Origin of the sequence: Pseudomonas sp. NPDC089392 (genome assembly GCF_044749595.1) — a bacterium.
Lineage (GTDB): Bacteria > Pseudomonadota > Gammaproteobacteria > Pseudomonadales > Pseudomonadaceae > Aquipseudomonas.
Window position 1 is genome coordinate 419,238 of sequence record NZ_JBIVIF010000001.1, and the last position, 18,277, is coordinate 437,514.

19 protein-coding genes and 2 pseudogenes are annotated in these 18,277 nt (G+C 54.6%); 13 read left to right on the forward strand and 8 right to left on the reverse strand.

What is annotated here, in order from left to right; translation table 11 throughout:
• Positions 1 to 82: 82 nt before the first annotated feature.
• Positions 83 to 442, forward strand: a complete 360-nt coding sequence (locus ACIP1G_RS01835) for a cupin domain-containing protein (RefSeq protein WP_012274818.1) — start codon at positions 83 to 85, stop codon at positions 440 to 442.
• A gap of 163 nt (positions 443 to 605) precedes the next feature.
• On the opposite strand, the gene rpmG is transcribed toward ACIP1G_RS01835, so the two are convergent.
• Positions 606 to 761, reverse strand: a complete 156-nt coding sequence (gene rpmG, locus ACIP1G_RS01840) for a 50S ribosomal protein L33 (protein ID WP_003253507.1) — start codon at positions 759 to 761, stop codon at positions 606 to 608.
• Positions 762 to 772: 11 nt separating this feature from the next.
• A complete protein-coding gene (gene rpmB, locus ACIP1G_RS01845) occupies positions 773 to 1,009 on the reverse strand; it encodes a 50S ribosomal protein L28 (RefSeq protein WP_003253504.1) in 237 nt (78 codons plus the stop codon).
• 361 nt (positions 1,010 to 1,370) lie between these two features.
• Here rpmB and ACIP1G_RS01850 point away from each other — a divergent pair, with 361 nt between their 5' ends.
• Positions 1,371 to 2,978 (forward strand): ABC transporter substrate-binding protein, encoded by a 1,608-nt coding sequence (locus tag ACIP1G_RS01850; RefSeq protein ID WP_400733067.1) that lies wholly within the window; start codon positions 1,371 to 1,373, stop codon positions 2,976 to 2,978.
• Positions 2,979 to 3,341: 363 nt separating this feature from the next.
• Here ACIP1G_RS01850 and ACIP1G_RS01855 read toward each other — a convergent pair.
• A pseudogene (locus tag ACIP1G_RS01855) lies at positions 3,342 to 3,577 on the reverse strand (JAB domain-containing protein); the annotation flags it as partial.
• Between ACIP1G_RS01855 and ACIP1G_RS01860 the strand changes: the two are divergent.
• The 6 genes from ACIP1G_RS01860 (at position 3,553) to ACIP1G_RS01885 (ending at position 10,899) form a co-directional block, all read left to right on the forward strand.
• On the forward strand, positions 3,553 to 4,749 hold the full coding sequence (locus tag ACIP1G_RS01860; protein WP_400733069.1) for a tyrosine-type recombinase/integrase: 1,197 nt from the start codon (positions 3,553 to 3,555) through the stop codon (positions 4,747 to 4,749). The pseudogene ACIP1G_RS01855 and the gene ACIP1G_RS01860 overlap by 25 nt on opposite strands.
• Entirely contained in the window at positions 4,742 to 6,346 is a 1,605-nt protein-coding gene (locus ACIP1G_RS01865) for a site-specific integrase (protein ID WP_400733072.1), read from the forward strand. The genes ACIP1G_RS01860 and ACIP1G_RS01865 overlap by 8 nt, the downstream gene beginning before the upstream one ends.
• Entirely contained in the window at positions 6,343 to 8,733 is a 2,391-nt protein-coding gene (locus tag ACIP1G_RS01870; RefSeq protein WP_400733074.1) for a hypothetical protein, read from the forward strand. Before ACIP1G_RS01865 ends, ACIP1G_RS01870 begins: the two co-directional genes overlap by 4 nt.
• An 8-nt stretch (positions 8,734 to 8,741) precedes the next feature.
• The gene (locus ACIP1G_RS01875; RefSeq protein WP_400733077.1) at positions 8,742 to 9,101 is read left to right on the forward strand and encodes a hypothetical protein; all 360 of its coding nucleotides are present in this window, start codon (positions 8,742 to 8,744) and stop codon (positions 9,099 to 9,101) included.
• Between the two features lie 513 nt (positions 9,102 to 9,614).
• On the forward strand, positions 9,615 to 9,929 hold the full coding sequence (locus ACIP1G_RS01880) for a helix-turn-helix domain-containing protein (RefSeq protein WP_400733080.1): 315 nt from the start codon (positions 9,615 to 9,617) through the stop codon (positions 9,927 to 9,929).
• 109 nt (positions 9,930 to 10,038) lie between these two features.
• Positions 10,039 to 10,899 (forward strand): hypothetical protein, encoded by an 861-nt coding sequence (locus ACIP1G_RS01885; RefSeq protein WP_400733082.1) that lies wholly within the window; start codon positions 10,039 to 10,041, stop codon positions 10,897 to 10,899.
• 285 nt (positions 10,900 to 11,184) lie between these two features.
• On the opposite strand, the gene ACIP1G_RS01890 is transcribed toward ACIP1G_RS01885, so the two are convergent.
• From ACIP1G_RS01890 to ACIP1G_RS01900, 3 genes are all read right to left on the reverse strand, one after another.
• Complete coding sequence (locus ACIP1G_RS01890; protein ID WP_400733084.1) at positions 11,185 to 11,379, reverse strand: hypothetical protein; 195 nt, start codon at positions 11,377 to 11,379, stop codon at positions 11,185 to 11,187.
• A complete protein-coding gene (locus ACIP1G_RS01895; RefSeq protein ID WP_400733087.1) occupies positions 11,379 to 11,777 on the reverse strand; it encodes a RidA family protein in 399 nt (132 codons plus the stop codon). Before ACIP1G_RS01895 ends, ACIP1G_RS01890 begins: the two co-directional genes overlap by 1 nt.
• A 287-nt stretch (positions 11,778 to 12,064) precedes the next feature.
• Positions 12,065 to 12,496 carry a hypothetical protein gene (locus tag ACIP1G_RS01900; RefSeq protein ID WP_400733089.1) on the reverse strand — a complete coding sequence of 144 codons (432 nt, stop codon included), beginning with the start codon at positions 12,494 to 12,496 and terminating at the stop codon, positions 12,065 to 12,067.
• Between the two features lie 232 nt (positions 12,497 to 12,728).
• Between ACIP1G_RS01900 and ACIP1G_RS01905 the strand changes: the two genes are divergently transcribed.
• The 4 genes from ACIP1G_RS01905 to ACIP1G_RS01920 are packed head-to-tail and all read left to right on the forward strand — an operon-like array spanning position 12,729 to position 15,545.
• Entirely contained in the window at positions 12,729 to 13,049 is a 321-nt protein-coding gene (locus tag ACIP1G_RS01905; protein ID WP_400733091.1) for a hypothetical protein, read from the forward strand.
• Positions 13,050 to 13,070: 21 nt separating this feature from the next.
• Complete coding sequence (locus ACIP1G_RS01910) at positions 13,071 to 14,282, forward strand: PfkB family carbohydrate kinase (protein ID WP_400733094.1); 1,212 nt, start codon at positions 13,071 to 13,073, stop codon at positions 14,280 to 14,282.
• Positions 14,279 to 14,884, forward strand: coding sequence for a 7-cyano-7-deazaguanine synthase (locus ACIP1G_RS01915; RefSeq protein WP_400733097.1), 606 nt, complete (start codon positions 14,279 to 14,281; stop codon positions 14,882 to 14,884). The genes ACIP1G_RS01910 and ACIP1G_RS01915 overlap by 4 nt, the downstream gene beginning before the upstream one ends.
• Positions 14,862 to 15,545 (forward strand): nitroreductase family protein, encoded by a 684-nt coding sequence (locus ACIP1G_RS01920; protein WP_400733100.1) that lies wholly within the window; start codon positions 14,862 to 14,864, stop codon positions 15,543 to 15,545. The genes ACIP1G_RS01915 and ACIP1G_RS01920 overlap by 23 nt, the downstream gene beginning before the upstream one ends.
• Here ACIP1G_RS01920 and ACIP1G_RS01925 read toward each other — a convergent pair.
• Both ACIP1G_RS01925 and ACIP1G_RS01930 read right to left on the reverse strand, forming a co-directional pair.
• The gene (locus ACIP1G_RS01925; RefSeq protein ID WP_400733102.1) at positions 15,477 to 16,310 is read right to left on the reverse strand and encodes an 8-oxoguanine DNA glycosylase; all 834 of its coding nucleotides are present in this window, start codon (positions 16,308 to 16,310) and stop codon (positions 15,477 to 15,479) included. The genes ACIP1G_RS01920 and ACIP1G_RS01925 overlap by 69 nt on opposite strands.
• Entirely contained in the window at positions 16,310 to 16,948 is a 639-nt protein-coding gene (locus ACIP1G_RS01930; RefSeq protein WP_400733104.1) for a DNA adenine methylase, read from the reverse strand. Before ACIP1G_RS01930 ends, ACIP1G_RS01925 begins: the two co-directional genes overlap by 1 nt.
• A 553-nt stretch (positions 16,949 to 17,501) precedes the next feature.
• On the opposite strand from ACIP1G_RS01930, the pseudogene ACIP1G_RS01935 reads away from it, so the two are divergent.
• A pseudogene (locus tag ACIP1G_RS01935) lies at positions 17,502 to 18,277 on the forward strand (hypothetical protein); the annotation flags it as partial.

Consider the following 18,277-nt stretch of genomic DNA (forward strand, 5'->3'; position numbering starts at 1 on the left):
TGTAAACTATCAATATATTTGACACGGAAGGCTCAAAAGCCTACTGATGTTCATTTTATTAAACAACAACAGGAGCCGCACCATGCGCATCGACAGCATTATCGACTTCGCCCAGGTCATCACCGAGGCCGAACGCTACCGCCCGGCGGCGGAAAAAATCCTCAAGGGCGAGCCCGACCAGGCGGTCTACAACCATTATTCCAGCCCATGCGGGCAGTTTGCCGCTGGCGTGTGGGAAGGTGAGGTGGGCCAGTGGACGGTGAACTACACCGAGCACGAATACTGCGAGATCGTCCAGGGCGTTTCGGTGCTGCGCGACCAGGACGGCGGGGCGAAAACCTTGCGTGCCGGTGATCGGTTTGTCATCCCGGCCGGCTTCAAGGGCACCTGGGAGGTGCTGGAGCCGTGCCGCAAGATTTATGTGATGTTCGAGCAGAAGTAACCTGCTCGGGCTCTTCGCGGGTAAACCCGCTCCCACAGGTAATCCGTCGCCCTCAAGAGCTGTGATATCCCTGTGGGAGCGGGTTTACCCGCGAAGAGGCCAGTACAGGCATAAAAAAACCCGCGTCCTTTCGGATGCGGGTTTTTTTCAGGTCGCCGATCAATTACTTGATCTTGGCTTCCTTGTACACCACGTGCTTGCGAACAACCGGATCATATTTCTTGATCTCGATTTTGTCCGGGGTGGTGCGCTTGTTCTTGTCGGTGGTGTAGAAGTGGCCGGTACCGGCACTCGAAACCAGACGGATCAATTCACGCATGATGTTCTCCCTTAAACCTTGGCGCCAGCTTTACGGATGTCAACCAGAACGGCGTCGATGCCGCGCTTGTCGATGATACGCATGCCTTTGGCGGAAACGCGCAGACGCACGAAACGCTTCTCGGATTCAACCCAGAAACGGTGGTGCTGCAGGTTCGGCAGGAAACGACGACGGGTTTTGTTGTTTGCGTGGGAAATGTTGTTCCCGGTTACTGGACCCTTACCAGTAACTTGACAGACTCTCGACATGACTCAGCCCTCTAAAACCACATGCCCAACCCGGCATGGGTTGGCCGCTTAATCTCTCAGTCTTTGGCGCCAAGGCGCCGTGATTCTGGAGGTCTTATCGACCGGATCCGCTGATGCGACAGGCCGAGCCCCTAGAAAAGAGCGCTGCTTTATACCAGAAAGACTTGGCTGCAACAACAGTAGATGCACATTGCCGCAGCCCAGAACGCGCCGGGCCAGCATAGCGGCAGGCCCCGCCAGCCGTCGACCACTCGTCGCCAGTTTTGTAAAAAAGGGTGTGGTCATTTGCCGGCGGGCACACTAGGGTAGGCCTTTTCCAGACTGCACTGGCAGATGGGCCACTGACAGCCAAGGAGCCACCATGCGTGCCGCCGCCCTTTCCTTATTGTTCAACTCCATGCTCGCCGCCGGCGCCCTGTTCGCTACCGGCGCGGCCCAGGCCGCCCCGCTGAGCGTTTGCAGCGAAGCCAGCCCCGAAGGCTTCGACGTGGTGCAGTACAACTCGCTGACCACCACCAACGCCACCGCCGACGTGCTGATGAACCGCCTGGTGGAGTTCGATGCGGCGCAGGGCAAGGTGGTACCGAGCCTGGCGGCCAGCTGGACGGTATCGGCCGACGGCCTGGTGTACGACTTCACCTTGCGCGACGGCGTGAAGTTCCACAGCACCCCCTACTTCAAGCCAAGCCGCGAGCTGAATGCCGACGACGTGCTGTTCAGCTTCCAGCGCATGCTCTACCCGGCCCATGCCTGGCACAAGACGGCGCCGGGCGGCTACCCGCATGCCCAGTCGCTGCAACTGGACAGCCTGATCAAGGCAATCGAGGCGCCAGCGCCGAACACCGTGCGCTTCACCCTCAGCCACCCGGACGCCACTTTCCTGGCCACCCTGAGTATGGGCTTCGCCTCGATCTATTCCGCCGAATACGCCGACAAACTGCTCAAGGCCGGCACCCCGGAGAAGCTCAACAGCCAACCGATCGGCACCGGGCCATTCGTATTCCAGCGCTTTCAGAAAGACGCCGTGGTGCGCTACCGCGCCAACCCGGACTATTTCGCCGGCAAGCCGGCCGTCGACCCGCTGATCTTCGCCATCACCACCGACGCCAACGTGCGCCTGCAGAAGCTCAAGCGTGGCGAATGCCAGGTGGCCCTGTCGCCCAAGCCGCTGGACATTGCCGAAGCGGGCAAGGACGGCAACCTCAAGGTGGCCAGCACCCCGGCGTTCATGACCGCCTTCGTCGCCATCAACAGCCAGCACCCGCCGCTGGACAAGCCGGAAGTGCGCCAGGCCATCAACCTGGCCTTCGACAAGCAGGCCTACCTCAAGGCCGTGTTCGAGGACTCGGCGGTGGCCGCCAACGGCCCCTACCCGCCCAATACCTGGAGCTATGCCAAGGACCTGCCCGGCTACCCGCTGGACCTGAAGAAAGCCAAGGCCCTGCTGACCAAGGCCGGCCTGGCCGAGGGCTTCAGCACCACCATCTGGACCCGCCCTTCGGGCAGCCTGCTCAACCCCAACCCCAGCCTTGGCGCGCAAATGCTGCAGGCCGACCTGGCCAAGATCGGGGTCAAGGCAGAAATTCGCGTGATCGAATGGGGCGAGCTGATCCGCCGCGCCAAGGCCGGCGAGCATGACCTGCTGTTCATGGGCTGGGCCGGTGACAACGGCGACCCGGACAACTTCCTCAGCCCGCAGTTTTCCTGTGCGGCGGTCGAGTCGGGGACCAACTTTGCGCGCTTCTGCGATAACCGCCTGGACCAGCTGATCAGCGCCGGGCGTACTACCAATGACCAGAGTGTGCGTAGCCGTTTGTACCAGCAGGCGCAGACGCTGATTCAGCAGCAGGCGCTGTGGGTGCCGCTGGCGCACCCGACGGCGGCTACCTTGCTGCGCCAGGAGGTCGAGGGGTACCAGGTGAGTCCGTTCGGGCGGCTGGATTTCAGCAAGGTGTCGGTGACCAAGTGAGTTCGGGGCGCCTGCCTTGAGGCGTGTGGCGCCTGTGAGATCGAGCGCCGCAGGTGTTCGCCGCAACAATTTCAGCGCCTGTGAAATCGAGCGCCGCCCGCGCGGCGCTTCGCGGCTAAAGCCGCTCCTACGTTTGTTTCTGGCCAATTATCCCTGTGAGATTTGCGCGCGAACGCCTTGGCGCATGGCTCAATATCGCGTCGTACGAACAAGGCGGTCGCGCGCGCCTGGCACAGGACGGACTGGCCCGAAACAAACGTAGGAGCGGCTTTAGCCGCGAAGCGCCGCGCGGGCGGCGCTCGATCTCACAGGCGCCACAACCCTCATGACGGAAACCTGGCAGCCCTGACCCCATCGACCTGCCTAAGCCACAATCCACCCATGCTCAACCATCGACAACGGCTCCCCATCGCCAATAATGATGTGGTCCAGCACCCGCACATCAATCAACGCCAACCCGCGCTTCAACGACAGGGTCAGATGCACATCGTCCTGGCTCGGCTCACTGTTACCCGAAGGATGGTTGTGGCACTTATGGTATATGTTCGGAAACGTTGCAGACGTGGAGCTACCGATGCCCGACGTACCTTGCTGCGAAATCCGAATGATCCGGACTGCTTCCAGCGGCCTCAGGCCGTATCTGTTGGTGGAGGGCGTTCCGGTGATCTTAGCAAACCTCTGGGCCGAGGATTTGCTTCACAAATCGCGCCTCAACACCGTTGAGAACTACCTTCGTGACGTTGCCGTGGCGTACGAGTGGGCCCTCAGCCGAGACTCCCCCCTGGAGCAAAAGCTTGAACGCCTGGCCGTTTTCAACTCAACGGAGCTGACATCGCTGGCTGAGCGCCTATGCTCAACCAGGCGCGGTGCGGAAGCGAGCCAATCAACCTGCACGCGACGGCTAGAATCCATCAAATCATTCATAGATTTTTCGTTTGATCACTACATCGAGCTCAATCGGCTGAGTCTGCTGGAGCAGAGCCAAGCTGAAAAAAACAAAAATAAAAACCTCCGAAACCTTAGTAAAAAAGTCATTAAGATCGCGCAACAGTCTGAACCATCGCTACCTTCCACTCCACTCGGTGCAGACGAAGAAACTCTACTTAAAAACGTTTTATGCCCTGGCAGCTCGAATAACCCCTTCAAGAGCGAAAAAATTCAGGCCCGTAACCACTGCCTCTTTTTGGTCATGCTGGAAACACTTGCCAGACGTGGCGAGGTTGTACTGATTGAATTGGACGACCTTGATCTAGGCCCCGCTCCAACCATTCGCATTAAGCGCCCGAGTGATATCAATAGAGAGCGAAGAAGAGACGGCGCGAGCCTTAAAACACGCGGCCGTATAGTTCCAATATCTGCGTCGCTGGCCGCGGTGCTGAATGAGTATATTTGTGACCATAGACCGAAGCTGATCAGGCCGAAGCGGCCTTGTACCACACTCTTTATCAGTTCCCGTGACGGCAGACGAATGTCAGCACGAACAGTGAACACGATTCTCCGAACTGTCGCTAGCAGCCTTGGCCTACCAAACTTCTCAACCCGCCTTCACCCACATGGCTTGAGAACTACAGGTGCAAACGACGCCCGCAAAAGGCTTGAAAAAAGCGGTGCGCCCAGCCTCAACATCAGAGATGCCCTTGCGTATCTGGGAGGCTGGAGCCCGAACAGCGATAGCATTCAGAAATACTCTCGACAATCTATATCGGATCGCCTCGGAGAGATACTTAGGATATCTGATAGAACACTGCCGCCGGAGAAAGCTGATGATTAATTCGCCGACTGAATTGACGACAGAAATTGAACGTAGATTTGGCATGGAGACTGACAATTTCCCTTTCAGCGTGCAATCTACCTTCGGCCAGACTATAACGATTCGCAACGATAACGCATGGCTCGAAAAGCTGACCATCGAAATCATCGGTTGTGCTCCAATGAATATCGCCTGGGGCCACCCACTTCACGAAAATTTATTAGTGGAGTGGCTTCTCAGAGGGTGGTTCATAGATCGAATCCAAACCCATATTGACCTTAGGCCGCTGATCGTCGTGCAGCGAATCTTAGCCACTCATGAGTTTCCGGGCGATGACGCAGAGACTATTGGGGACCGACTATCATCCTTTGCTGTACGCGAATGCATCCGCCTAAAAACATCCGGCCGCAACGACGACTTAGTTGCACTTCGAGGATTTTATCGATGGTGCTTGGACGAGGAAATTTCAGGATTCAATGAACATGATGGTCTTGAGCTCTCTCAGCTAACGGTAAAGGCGTTTGATAACAAGCACTTGGTCACGATGCGAGACGATGACTTCGGACCTTTTACTCGGGTACAGCTAACGCACATAGAAATGCATATTTTCACAAGTGAGCATGTATCGCATGTACAGCGCACGATGTTTCTTCTTTGTCGCGATTGGGGAATACGCCCAATTCAGCTAGCCCTCATGCAGGTCACAGATTTTGGTATTGACGAGAATGGCCCTTTCGTCATGGTGCCAAGCGTGAAAGGAGTTCGACGCTCAAGGCTTAGGAGACACCCCAGTAATATGAAGAAACGCTACATTTCCAACGATACGGCGGAAGCTGTTCAGCAACAGTGCGTCTTGGCTGAGCACCAATGCAAAGCTGCATCTGGGTTAATCGAGAAGCTATGCGTAATGCATGGCATCAGCGTCCCTCAACTGCCCATACCATTGTTCCCAGCGCCATTCAGAACTGAAACCCGTCTCCTGCGATTTCTAACCAATCCAAGACTGACCCCGTTCACATTACATCAAGATAATCGCCGCTTGAGCTATGAGCTAACCTCGCTTACGTGGGAGCTTCAGTTGCTTGATCCGCATAAGCCCCCTAGAGAAGCCGCGTCTTTTATGCGTATTTCTGCATACCAGCTTCGCAGAACCAAAGGAACCTCCATGGTCCTTTCCGGGGCGTCTCCTGACGAAGTAGCAGAAGCGCTCGATCATATAAATCTAAATTCCATAAAGCATTATTTTCGCTACAACCTTGAACTTCAAGAGTTCATTAACACCACTCACATGGCGAGCCCGGAAATCAACGCGGCAGTTGAGATGTGGTGCGGGAGGTTCATGGAAGATACTGCTGACAGATCTGCATTATCACCTATAAGCAGCTTGGGATTATGCAGCTCGAAAAAACCATGCCCTTTTCACCCTACTGTTACATGCTATGCGTGTTCCAAATTCAGGCCCAGCCGCCACGCAGACCATGAAGCCGCTCTAGCTGACATCACTAGATTTCAACAAATGCTGGGAAGCTCTTCCAGTGGCGCCATGGCCCAACAAGTCGAAGCCGCAATACACGGCGCCAAATCGATTCTAATCGCCGTGAAGGAGCTAGACAATTGAGCGTATCAATGGTTGTTCTCGATGAGCGCTATGAACTTGCACGCCAACAGTTTAATGACCTCAAATCGAGCGGACTAGTGTCCGGAGATTTTGAGGGCAAGGTATGGCAATACAGATCGAGCAATATTCCATTTACGTCACTCGGTCCTGTGCAAAAACGACATGAAGATCAACCCGCCCTTCCGACAATGACGGGAAAGCTGGCCCGCTGTTTCATAGCCCATGAAATGCTTAAGCGTCCGTCGGCCACTCTGGTCATCGGACGAATGGCAGCGGTCAGACATCTCTCAGCCGTAATGAATAAGTCTGACATTAAATGGAGCGACATAACACGCAAAGTTTTCGACACCACCGTGGACTCAATTAGGCAAGATCATTCGGAGGCTACGGTATATCATCGAGCGAACGCCCTAAAGGCTTTTCTAAATTTCTTCAACAACTTCAGCATAACCAATAATGGAGTACCTCTTAGGTTTCTTGATAGATTCATCAAGTGGAAGACTGGCGTACCTAACCCGACCCACAGCAACCTTGAGCTCACGTCTGATCAATTCAGACACAGAGAAGAATCGCTATTCTCTCCTGACTTACACGAGGGCATCGCGAAAGCCCGATGCCTTATAAAAAACGATCCAAGCCTTGAGCCTATCAATGGCTTCGACAGGGTACGTCTGGAAGCGACTTGTTTCGGCATGGCGCTCGGCTTGAGGGTGGGTGAAATCACAAACTTGCCGGAAAATTGCCTCTTCCAGGACCATGATACTCAGACAACTTTCGTGCGGGTCCCTGTTGAAAAAAACCTCATACCAGCCGCCGTACCAGTCGCAGATTTATGGAGCACTCCACTCACAGAAGCTTATGAGTATTTACTAGCGTTTTGCCACGACCCAAGAGAGCGAGCCCTTGATATCGAAGTAAATGGTTTCTCCTTTGTAGATAAAATACTCACCACCTACCGAGAAAAAAATCCACTAGAGCCCGGAGCTATAGATCAGCTCACATCGCTGGACCTAACCGTAGAGCACCACTATTTTGTGGAGGAATTAACGGATTGCTTTGCGATATCAGCTAAAGAGCTTTGCCGCGGCGGGCGTTTCTACAGCTGCGCCGTTGAGCTCCCTAGAATAACAGCAGCACGCTTTGCCGCCTGGATAGACGACCGAATGCTTAAGTGGGACTGGGCGAACTATCTTAATGAGTACAAAAAGAATTGCTACAGTGTTTCGGTGCTTGACATAGGGATTCACACCAATTCGTCGAAATCGTCAGTAAACAAATGCAAGTGGTTTAATGACGAACTTCGAATTTTTCTAAAGGGCATGGTCAAAAGCGGGCTCTTCAAGCCTGGCGTCCTGCCCTCATACGTGCAACTGTTCGACATTAAAAGAGAGTGGGCTCGCATTAGAGAACTCATGCTGTCTAGGAGAGGGATGGGAGCGGGGGTTCCCTCTCTGGCGATAGACATTAGGTTATTCAAGCGAGCTCTAGAAAAAAAGTACAGATTCCATTTGCAACGCCACTTTGACGAACAATTTGCCATGCCCGATGATGGCGAACAAGCACCTTATCATGCAAAATTTACGACTAAGGGCTACCCTAACAAACTCAGCGACAACCTAATTGTTATCTGGGAGAACCAATTTAATTCGATCTCACAGCAAGGCATTATCCCGCGCCCGCTTTTCAGAGCGGACCTTTACAACTATCTTTCTAACAATTCGGCAAAAAAAACGATTTTTCAACGCCTTGACTTGAGGGACCGAAACGGGACTATATTTTCCATCACCCCCCACCAGATCCGCCGCTGGGTAACCACGGCCATCCTACGCGCCGGCCCCTCTGAGACAGCGGTGGACCTGTGGATGGGGCGCACGCCACGCCAGAGCCGTCAATATGACTATCGTACCGCTAAAGAACGGGCGGAATATGTAAGGTCTTTATACTTGACCGATGAGCCACCCGAAGACTTTTTGGGGAAATTAGTCATCCGATGGCGTGAGGAGAAAGTCGCTGATGATCTAATTGAAGAAATGATCATCCAGAAGTTGAGTATTCTAAATCTAACGCCATGGGGCGGATGTTCACGTGAGTTGTACATTAGCCCCTGTGATCGAGGCCTCATGTGCGTAAGAGGGTTCGGCACGGAAGCAGGGTGCAAATCCTTTCATCTGAACCCTGATGATCTAGAAGCTAGGGCTGCCATTGAAACCTTACTCACAGAATATGAGCGAATTATGAAGGTGGTTTTTGACAACCGAACAGATATCACAGCTAGCATCGAGTCAGAACTCGATAGCACACATGAATTCGATCAGCATGTGTTGTTTGTTTGCGATATGGTCAGGAGCTGTAAGGCGGCTTTAAATGCATATTTAAAATCTAAGTAGGTGTCATCGTGAAGCAGGATAAAAAATGGAAGGAGCTTGCGAGGTCTATTCTGGTCGACTATAAGGAGGGCCGGATTACCGGGCCGCTCACACAAAGTGGGCTCGCTCAGAAAACAGCTGTGAGTCGCCAAACGCTGTGGAGAGATCCGGAAATCCGGTCTTTATATGCTGCTGCCCACGCTTATCTCCTAAATGTAAAAAAGTCAGGACGAAAGGATAGCGATGCCAGGATTTTCGCTCTCGAAACGCAACTCGAAAAAGCCAAGGCCGAGAATAATCGGTTGATACAGACGATCGTCAAAGCCGCCCAACTTATGACAGAGGACGCAATTGATCCAAGGCGGTACTTCGACGACGCCACGACCTAGCGAGAGGCCTATCCTCGTCGGTAAAGCTCTTTAAAAAGACACCGGCTCAGGCAATCGGTAGTGTTAGGCTGGCAATATCGTCGGCCGTTCTGAACCGTGTAACACCTGTGCAAGCCATCCTCGCTCTCATGGATAGCCTCCAGAGGCTCCATTGACCATCCCCCGCTACCATTCATCCATCCAGGGGTGACAATTTGGAGGGATAGCTCAGCTGCTCCGTCTGTGGCCATTCGAGTGAAATGCTCAAGCCCCCGCATGTCCTCCAGAAAGAAAACTTCGACACACGTGTCCTCTCCCCGGGCTCTCGTAACCGTGATGTGGAGCCAGGGCGATGAAAGCCGTTGCTCTACGAAGTGCCAAGCCTGCTGATCCTCAGCTAGCCAGGCGTAGGAGCGATCCACCTCTGCCCATCGGTTGGTGATAAACATCCCAAGCCCCCTCAAATGAACAGCATACATTGTAGTCATATACTGTTCAGAAGCGCCTCATCTTTCCTTTTGCGGAAGATGCAAAGTGGAATTGAGAAGCGCCTTCGGCAAGGTTCTGCAGTGGATGAGGGTCAAGCAGAAGCTCACACAGGAAGACTTCGCGACGGTAAGCAGCCGCACCTACATCAGCACGCTGGAAAGGGGACGATACGTTCCGACCATCGAGAAATTGGACACCATCGCGCCAGTGTTGGGGGTCCATCCAGTCACACTGTTGGTGGGAAGCTATGCCCTGAAGGAGAATCGATCGGTGGCAGAGTTGCTGAATCAAATCTCCCAAGAAGCTGAACGCATGGATCTTGCGAACGCCCTGCTTGATCTCAACAAAACCTCGCGCTAGGGGTGTAATAACGCCTTCAAGGCCGCAATGGTGGCGTGCCCCGTACTTTCAGCTGGCGGTTGCCGTAGGCTCAAGCGATGATAGCCCTCCCCAAAAATGGAGGTGCCAAATGTCGATCACTTACAAGGATGTCGTCGAAGCATTCATCGCGGATTTCAAATGGATGCACGAGGCCAATCAACAGCCTGACGTGCAGTGTGACTTCAATGGTGATCCATCACCGCTTGCCCAGATTGTAGAGGCTGCAGGGAAGATCACGCTGAGATTCTCTTACCGCTTCGCCGACAGCGTCGTGAGCAATTACACGGACTTGTTCTACTGCTTGATAATCGCCGGCCATGAGCTTGCTCATTGGGCAAATGCCCATACAAAGCATCTGGATAAGGATGATCTAGACAGTAAAGCCATTGAAATGTGGGCTGATTTCTTTGGCACTAGGCTTGTCTTCACAGCCGTAGCACGGTGCCCGCACCTCCGAGTTATCATCAATCAACTGCGTACGCCTGCATTCGATGCGCAGGGTGAGGATGCATTGCTTCCTGCCTATGGACAAGCTTTGCGTCAGGTTTACGAGCGCGTTTACGTCCCAGGCGGCGTAACGTCGACCTATCCAGCACCGAGTGAGCGCGTGCAAATCTGCGGAGCTGGGGTAACCTCGTTCTTCTACCGACACTTGGAGAAAATGCATCAAGGGATGACGGTGTTCGCGCTTCAGAAAGTGCTTCTCGAACCCTTCGCTGATGTTCTCGACATCTTCTCGGGAGACGTTGACACCGATGAAAGCGATGAATTGTCATTCCGAGGTATCGAAATCCACTTGGGGCTTAAGGAGGGGAGGCCTTTGATCACTCCCGGGGTACGTCCGGAATTTAACCAGCTGGTCGGTACCCACTATTTGGGGCATAGCGAGAACATGGCGCACCGCGAGGATCTACGCGGTCAGGTTCGAGCGTGGGGAGTTGACATTTAATTTGAGATTTGGGTAGCTGGCATGTTGCCCCCATCAAAGCGAAATTACAGGCCAGCCGCCGAATCGACAAGCGTTTCGATAAGCTCACAAAAAGTTAGGCCGCAATGGTCCCGCTGGTTTGTGCGGTGTATGCGACTGTTTTTCAGACCGAGCCTCGGCAACAACTCACTGCTCAGAGGCAAGCTCTGCTCTTCAACTCACACTGTAATTGGGCTGTCCCTTTCTGATCTTGGCGCCATGGAGATAGCGCCAAAAGCTAGGCCAGAAAAAGCTATTCTACTGCGTTCAGCTCACTGGGCTGCGCCAAACAAAATGCAGGAAGCACAGCGCTGCAATAGCAAATGGGCCACCAATAAAAAAACCCATTTTCACTGCCATGACGTAGCCGAGGCCGCCTGCCGTAATCAACGCGGCCAAGAAGATCATGCCGTCAGATCTGCGCTTATCGGGGCGGATAAAACAGCTAATTACTGCGCGCATTACTTCCGCGCCGCTTCGTTCGAACCGCGAGGAGAAAGCGCTTGTACTTCAACCTCAACGTCAAGACCAAATGCCAAAGCAGAAGTCAGTGCCGAGCGCACGGGATAGCCGTTAAGGAAGTATGTTTTGTAGACCTCATTGAAGTCCGCGAAATGACGCATATCGGACAGCCACACAGTTACCTTCACCACATCATCAAAACCCGCCCCGACCGAATCCAGGGTCGCGGCAATGCTATCCATGACGTTTCGAGTCTGGGTCTTCACGTCGCCCAGAATCGGCGCACCATCGGCAGCCATCGAAAGCTGGCCGGAGAGGAAAATGAAACCGCCCGCCTCGACGGCACGGGAGAATGGAAACGGTAAGGTGCTGGGGTGACGGATGATTTCAGAGGTCATTGGGGGTACCAAATGGTGATGAGAGCAGACTCAAAGTGTCGCCAGCTCAACGGGGAAAGCGACTGATTTCAACGTTACGTTGACTATTCAATGCTATGTTGAATTATTCTCGATCGTCAAGGATAGCGGGGCTTCACCTGATGCATGGCAATCGCTAGCGTGGGGGGAATGAGCTGAAAATGCGGTGTTGGAGGGATGCAGAGGATGAGTGGTTGCCTGCGACTAGGGAGGGACTGCTGCCGTCTTCTAGCTACGCCAGAGGACGACAGCCAAGCCCTCGCAGGCTATCAACGAGTCACGTGCTCATAGCCGTAGCGCGTTTTCACTACGCCACACTTGATGGGATCGGCGTTACCAATCTGGGCAACGTACTCGATGCCATTTGGCTTGAATTCGTTGGCAGCGTCGGTGAGCTCGTCCTTCAGCACGTAGACCACCTGATGGGCGTTCGGTTGGCTGTAGGCAAACTCGCGGTGCCAGACCGTATCCACAGCATTCAACTTTTTCCACCCTTTGGCCTCAAGGAAATTGTTGAAGTGGTAGCGGTTGTCCTTGGCATCTGAAAAATCCAGGGAAAGCATTACGTGCAACGGCATCTGTAAATCCTCAGTACTGCGCAGACGTGGATCAATGCTAGGCGTCTGCTGATGAAACCACTCGGTAAAACCAAGCCCGCCATTTAGTTTTGGCAGACTTAACCGATCACCGTCAATGGCCAATTTCCTACAAAACTCGTTCGCTCTGAGTATTGTTAAAAGTTAACATTACTAATTGCGAACAGTTCCTCTTATGGGTTTTATCTTTGAATAAATTTGTAATAGTTTTACCGACGAAAAAACTGGGGACTGATTGTAGAAAAACCACCTAAGCAATGGGCCAAAAGATAGATGGCAATTTGCCGCGCAAGTGTGCTATTCATTTGGTTTCGTCTTACAAGCAAAGGAAATGCAAATGTCTGGTTCTGGTGTTAGCTACCTGGGGTCATCGACCCCGACCACTACCTGTGCCGCGCTCCAGTTCGACACACAGCTCGCCTCCCCCAAGGCAGCGGTTGTCGCTCAACTGAAGCAGCACGACATTCTCACCGTCGACTTTGCACAGCCTGGCAATCAGCAGGTCGTTGTCGCCCTGTGGCAAGGTGCTGAAGCCGGCAGCATCGTCGATCCTCACCTCATCCAGTTGCGCAGCTGCATGAGCCAGGGTGAAATGTACGAAGCCCGCGTCCTGCACGTCGGCGGCGGCCAAGTTCGCGTTCGGGTCTATCACATCTAATTCGAGAGCAAGGAGAGCTCCATGATCACCATCGTAGGTGGCGTCTACCGAGAGCGATGCATGCGTCCGGCCTGGGACGATATCTATGGCTCGGCAGGCCGCGCCGCGGCAGCCATTGCTCGCTTTCATGGACAGGCGCAGTTACATGCCCGTGTAGACGGCTACATCGAGGCAGTCGTGGAGGCTCGTGCAATCGCTGAGGGCTTCAAGTTCACTGCCCACCCCGCGCCTTCAAGCACTACCTTCGAGTACATCCACGGTCTTTCCACACCCGATATTCGTGGGAGCGTACAAAACCAATTGGACCTTCAGGTCAGCGCCGAAAAAGTACTCCGGTTCGGCATGATTGATGGCACTGCGGTGGTCGATGCCGAATATGCGGTTTTTGATCCACAGAACGCGGACGGAACAGAGTCCTTTGCAGCCAATGGCTCTCGCGCCAAGCACCTGGCCTTGGTGCTGAACCGCCACGAGGCCAACCTGTTAGTCCCTGCCGCTGCAGATCTGAAGGTCGAAGAACTTGCAGGTGCCCTGGCCCAGCAAGAAAACGCTGAGGTAGTCGTCATCAAGATGGGTCCCCTGGGCGCATTGGTTTACGACCGTGGCGCGCTGTCCACAGTACCCGCCTATCGTACCGAAAAAGTCTGGAAAATCGGCTCTGGGGATACTTTCGCTGCCCACTTCGCACTGGGCTGGATGGAGAATGGTTTGTCGGCCCATGAGGCAGCTGAAATTGCCTCCATAGCAACCGCCTTCTACTGCCAGAACCAAGGCTTTCCCGATCCTACGTTACTCGCCGACTTCAAGCCGCAACCCCTGAAGCCATCGCCTCGCTACCGGGATGGATACGTACCGAAGGTCTACTTGGCAGGCCCGTTCTTCACCCTCGCAGAATTGTGGATGGTCGGCCAGGCCCGCCGGGATTTGCTGGCCATGGGGCTGAATGTGTTTTCCCCCTATCACGACGTGGGCCTTGGCAGTGCTGACGACGTGGTCCAGAAGGATCTTGATGGGATACACCAGTGCGATGCACTGTTCGCCATTGGTGATGGCCTCGACTCGGGAACGATTTATGAGATCGGCTATGCACGCGCCTTGAACAAGCCCGTCGTGTTCTATGCCGAGAACGAATCCGAGCAGGACAAGAAAATGATGGAAGGCTCAGACTGTGTCATTACCGATGACTACGTCACCGCGATCTATCAAACCGTTTGGGAAGCGGTGGAGCTATGAAGACGGGACTACTGCTCTCCGGTGGCATGGACTCGGTGGCGCTTGCTTGGTGGAAACGCCCGGACATCGCATTCACCCTGGACTATGGGCAACTGGCTGCGCGAGCCGAGATCGAGGCTTCGAGCACGGTCTGTCAGCAGCTGGAGATCCCTCACCATGTCATTCAGATCGACTGCAGCTCACTAGGATCGGGAGATATGGCAGGCAGCGCCGCTGACAGTCTGGCTCCAGCATCAGACTGGTGGCCTTACAGGAACCAGATGCTGGTAACGCTCGCGGCGATGAAAGCGATCAGCCATGGAGTAACCCACCTGTGGTTGGGGACCGTAAAGTCGGATGGTTTCCACCGCGATGGCTCACCGGAGTTCATGTCGGCCATCAGCCACCTGCTTTCGATCCAAGAGGGGGGCATGGTGGTAGAGGCCCCCGCTATTGAGCTCTCAACAGCAGAGTTGGTTCGCACGTCGGGGATCCCGGCTAGCCTTTTGGCCTGGGCCCACAGCTGCCATAAATCGCATGTCGCATGCGGTGATTGCCGCGGCTGTAACAAGTACATGGAAGTGTTTCGCGAGGTTGGGTATGACTTGGATCGACTTGGGTGACCCCCTACCCCGGTCTACGCCTGAACGTTACAGCTTGGTCGACTGGAATTTCGGGGAGTTTTACACTCTGCCGGCGCAGGCTGCTGCGCTGAACTGCCCCTTCGGAGAGGTACTGGATGCGCGCAACACCCAGCGTACGTTCGGCGTGGTTGATGATGAGCAGCTGGGTACTTTTCTCTGGCATGCCTGTAGACGCAGAGGCTCAGCGGCGTCGAGTCTGGGCTTTGACCTAGAACACCGCACAGCCCCTTCCGCAGGCGCAATCCACCCCATTCACGTCGTCGTGAAGCGGCCCGGTGATGCGCGCTGGTGGTTGTACCAACCCAGCACACATCAGCTGGTGGAGCTCAAGCAGGCGCACACTAGGCTCGCAGGCCTACTTGAACTGAGCCTGCAGGTCCTCACAGGCGCGGATGCCACGCGCTTACTGTTTGTGGCAGAGCCCGGGAAAACACTGAGCAAGTATCAGGACGGATGCAGCCTGGTATGGCGAGATGCAGGGGCGATCCTCGGTATCATGGCACTCACCGCAACGGCCCAGGGCCTGAACTTTTGCCCCCTGGGTATCACTGGCGAGCCCTGGGCCAGCGCCTTAGCTGATCAGGGAAAGCTGGCCGGAGTTGGCCTTGCTCTTCTTGGTACGGCTACGGGAGCTTGGTGATGGAGCATGGTGCCCCATGCCCATGATGCTGTGCACCGTGCTGGGCGAGGCCATCATCTCCAACCACATCAGCGCATCAAGCTCGGAGGCACGGACGCCCAGCCCTTTGCTGAAGCGGATGAATTGTTCTTCAAGCTCCAGGTAGTGACGCTCAACGGTCAGGTGGCTGTCAAAGAACTTGCCCAGCAGCCCGGCGCGGAGGATGTGGATGTCGAGAATGGCCACATCATCCGCATCCAACCAATTCCGTGCGACCCAAGAGGCCGTCTTGTAACCAATTCCGGGAACGTCCAATAGCCAGTCACGCAGCGCTCTGCCCGAGGCAAGCGGCGCGCGCTCTGCAGACAGCTTTTGCAAAGCAGCACTCAGGTAGCGGGCCTTCTGCTTGGCAAAACGGTACCGCACCTGCCGATCGTCGATCGTGAGCGGCTCCTTGAGCCATTCAAGGAGGACTTCTTCGGACGGGGGTTCGTCGTCAAAGGCGCCGCGTTCCTTCACATGTCGGAATGCCGCCAGTCCAACGCTTGCAGGGATACCATGCCCACCTAACAGGCAGGCGCCCACTTCCTCTTTCAGGGTTGCACCGAGCTTGTAGTTGATCCGATCACCAGTCAGACGCCGAGCATATACCTGATATGCCCAATAGGCCGGCGACGGGAAGGCTTCTACAGCGCCCCACGGCACACCAGGGATGACCTCAGCGTCAGCCGTAGGCAACTCAACATTAAAGACCACCTGGTCCAAGAAAATAGCGCCTAATTGCATCAGGCGGCCTCCTCGGCATTGCCGTAGTGTTCCTGCATCCATTGCAGTAGCTCATGCCGCTCAATAGGGTCCAGGCTCTCGATGCGGCTGCGGAGTCTGGTTTGGCGGCGCTGAATGGTTTGGCGGTCCCGGAAGGTCTCGCCCATGTAGCGGCTGTCGTGCAAACGGCTAGGGGGATCGAAGTTCATCCACACCGTTTCTTCACGCACCTCAACATGGGTCTTGGCCGGAAAACTCACCTTGCGCCATCCGACAAGCTCACTGTTGTAGAGATCACAGTCATAGCCCGAAAGCATCACTTTGCAAGGTAGCGTGGCCAAACACCGCACCAGTCTTTGGTGGTCGGCCTCCGAGTAATCGCAGCGATATACCTTCGCTCGACGACGTGTTTCCGGGACATAGGGCGGATCGACATAGACCAGCTCATGGCCTTCGAATGCGTAGCTTTCTAAAAAGCTCACTGCATCCACCTGGTGGAGCTCACAGATGCCTGGATGAGCTGTCTGCCACAGCTCGATGACCTGCTCGTCCAAATCGAGTCCGATGTTCCGCTGCGCTGCTTTCTTGTTGCGCATAACGGCACCCCCACCAAGGTGGGATTCGATGTAGGTCTGATGCGGTGGCATCAGGTTGATCAAGCGCTGGTAGCACTTGCCTTTTCCGCCTGGATATCTCATGCCTCCAAGCATCGTCAGAAATGACGATGATGTCAAGGATTGACCGCCCAGCGAATTGCACCCCACCTGACCACTTGTTTGTATTAGGCGTGACCAGTCGCTTGCATCGTATTTGTCTTCGAGGTGCAGAAACCGACCCATAGCTGTCGATGACGGTGGGCACCCACGGCCAAAAGCGGTTTTTCAATCGCCCAACCTCCGGATCAATTTTGGGTTGGCAACCACATAGTGATTTCCATACGCGATCTGCGGCTTTTATGAGCAGCTCGGGAAGATTAGATAGCAAGCGAAGTTATAATTTCGCTTGACAATAGTATTTTGACCTTTAAGATCTTGAGTCAAACCGGACTGGTCTCGTTCGGTGCTGCTGGCCTTGCGCGAATTCTTTGGATACGAGACCAAGTTGCGACAATCGCAACAAAAACCTCTTTTGATACGAAACTTGACCCTAGTCAGGTGCACCACGGCCCGCCAGCTGCTGTATGAACTTTGTGCATCTGTATGAGGTGTTTATATGGTTCGTATTCCCGTCACATTGGCCGACCTCGATAGTGGTCGCATCAAGAGCTCTATTTCCAAGCTCAGTAAGCATCATCCCGATCAGCCTATGAAGCCCAAGCGGTCATTGGTGCAGCAAACCTTTGCTCAAATATTGGGGTATGGTGGCTACGAAGATTTGCGCTCTCAGGCTAAGCAAAATGGTGCTATCTATTCCGGTCAATCGCTGGAAATAGAGCAATTCATTGCGCCCATTTCACTGCGTATCTCGCGCTACTGGAGCATGTCCGCAGAAAAAGCAGAGTATGTTGCGGCCGCAATAGGCCTGATGCATCTTGACGCATTCCGCCCCACAGCTCGCCAAGTTCAGCCAACGCTCCCACGAGAAGTTAGAGTAAGCCCGTCCCGGCACTGGCCAAACCCTGGCTTTTCAGTCAAACCAATTTCTGTGGCTTTGCGGCAGACTAATGTTATGCCGATGGCGGAGATGGCTGCTGCCTTTCAGGATGCACTGAAGCCGACGGCGCAGATGGCTGCCTTTCAGGAGGCATTGAAGCCGACGGCGCAGATGGTCGCCATCCAGGAGGCATTGAAGCCGACGGCGCAGATGGTTGCCTTCCAGGAGGCATTGAAGCCGACGGCGCAGATGGTCGCCATCCAGGAGGCATTGAAGCCGACGGCGCAGATGGTTGCCTTCCAGGAGGCATTGAAGCCGACGGCGCAGATGGTCGCCATTCAGGAGGCTTTGAAGCCGACGGCGCAGATGGTCGCCATCCAGGAGGCATTGAAGCC